Consider the following 284-nt stretch of genomic DNA (forward strand, 5'->3'; position numbering starts at 1 on the left):
CTAGAGCGGCGAACAGATAGTCTCATGCGGCAAGGGCGCGTTCCATGCGGTCGGCCACGAAGAGATTCTCGATGACGGCGTAGCGCGTGAGGTCGAAGATGTTCTTGTCCACGCCCAGGTAGCGCGCGCGTCGTCCTTGTCGTTGGCAGATGTGGGCGAGCCCATGCTCGACGGGGACGCGCTTGCGAAGCTCTGCACGGCCCTCGGGTGTGGCTTTGGCGGCCGCGAGCTTCTGGAGCAGCTGCTCTTGAGGATGAATGCTGATGCTACGGCCGTGCTTGGCC

Annotated in this window: 1 protein-coding gene; it reads right to left on the reverse strand. The window is 63.7% G+C overall.

Annotated features, from left to right (window positions below):
- Positions 1-22: 22 nt before the first annotated feature.
- A partial coding sequence (locus tag OEB96_RS00165) for a transposase (protein WP_266213350.1) occupies positions 23-284 on the reverse strand: 262 nt, incomplete at its 5' end.

This window comes from Paraliomyxa miuraensis (genome assembly GCF_026337845.1).
GTDB classification, from domain to species: domain Bacteria; phylum Myxococcota_A; class Polyangia; order Nannocystales; family Nannocystaceae; genus Paraliomyxa; species Paraliomyxa miuraensis.